A 1406-nucleotide genomic window follows, 5' to 3' on the forward strand; every position below is an offset into this window, starting at 1 on the left:
GCGCCACCGCGCCGCAATGCGTCGGCGCCGGCGCGAAGCAGCGCAGCTCCCACGCCCCCGGCGGCACCGGCCCGAGGCCGAAGCCCGGCGGCGCCGCCTGCAGCGTGCAGCCCCGCAATTCCGGCGCGCCGAGGCCAGTGCCCAGCGCCTTCCCCACCGCCTCCCGCAGGGTCCAGAGCCGGGCCAGCAGCGCCACGCGCCTCTCCGGCGGCGCCGCCGCGATCATGGCGCGCTCCGCCGCCGGCAGCACGGCGGCAAGCTGCTCTGGCCGGTGCGCCGCACAGGCGGCAAGCGACTCCACGTCGAGCCCCACCGCCGCGCCCTGCGCGACGGCGCAGGCGACCAGCCCCTCCGCATGGCTCAGGCTGAGCGCGGTCGCCGCATCCCCCAGCACCGGCCGCCCATTCGCGTCGCGCAGCAGCCGCGCATGCCGTGCGCCGAGCCGCCGCCGCAGGGCGAGGCGCAGCAGCGCCTGCGCGGCAAGATGGCCCTGCCGGTCCGCCTGCCGCCGGAACCGCGCCGCCCGCGCCTGCTCCTCGCGCGGCAGCCCGCGCGCCAGCCGCGCCAGCTCCGCCTCCCCGGCCGGGGGCAGTGCGCACCAGAACACTGTAACACTGGCTTCGCCGAATACTTGCGCCACCGCCGTCGACATTGTTCCGGTTCGCACACCGATCTGGCGTGCACTGTGGTGATGCTGCATCGCATCTGCGTGTCACGCAAACGTAGATCGCTACACGAGTTCTTGGAGTATCCCGCAACAGGCGCATCGACCAAACTGCTCCATCGCCGGCGTGGCTGGTGGAAGCCCTCCAGCTTCGTCGTCGTCATGCGGTGGACAATGTCATGCAGGCTCCGGTTACACTTCTGGTCGACGCGTCGGCGGACGCCAGGCCGTCTTCCCCGCCTTCGCCGCAATACAGCCCCCCCGCTTCCGCCATCGCCGCCAGCGCGCTGAGCCGCTTCACCCGGCGGCTGGAGCAGGAGCAGCACGTCCGCCTGCCGGATTTCGCCGCTCTCTCGGCCTTCGCCCTGCGCCACAACGACGCCTTCTGGGAGGCGACGCTGCGCTGGTGCGGGCTGGAGGTGGAAGGCGACGCCGCGCCGGTGCGCACCGGCGCCGGCCTGGAGGACAGCCTGTTCTTCCCCAATCTCCGCCTGAACTACGCGGAGAACCTGCTGCGCGCCGGCGGCCGCGTTGCGCCGGACAGCCCGGCCATCATCGGCCGCGGCGCGGATGGGCGCCGCCTCTGCCTCAGCCGCGCGGAGCTGGAAGCGCGCGTCGCCGCCCTGGCCGGGGCGCTGGCGGAGCGCGGCCTGGGCGAGGGCGACATCGTCGTCGCCATCGCCCGCAACACGGCGGAGGCGGCGATCGCGGCGCTGGCGGTCACCGCCCTCGGCGCCAGCTT

2 protein-coding genes are annotated in these 1406 nt (G+C 74.6%); one reads left to right on the top strand and one right to left on the bottom strand.

The genetic code is table 11. The features are described 5' to 3' along the window. Positions 1–640 (bottom strand): 4'-phosphopantetheinyl transferase family protein (locus tag NJ376_RS26140; protein ID WP_252956303.1); only part of this gene is annotated, 640 nt, incomplete at its 3' end. 203 nt (positions 641–843) lie between these two features. Here NJ376_RS26140 and NJ376_RS26145 point away from each other — a divergent pair. Then, the coding region (locus NJ376_RS26145; RefSeq protein WP_252956304.1) for an AMP-binding protein at positions 844–1406 on the top strand (563 nt) is incomplete at its 3' end.

The sequence above is a fragment of the Siccirubricoccus soli genome (assembly GCF_024178315.1).
Taxonomy (GTDB): domain Bacteria; phylum Pseudomonadota; class Alphaproteobacteria; order Acetobacterales; family Acetobacteraceae; genus Siccirubricoccus; species Siccirubricoccus soli.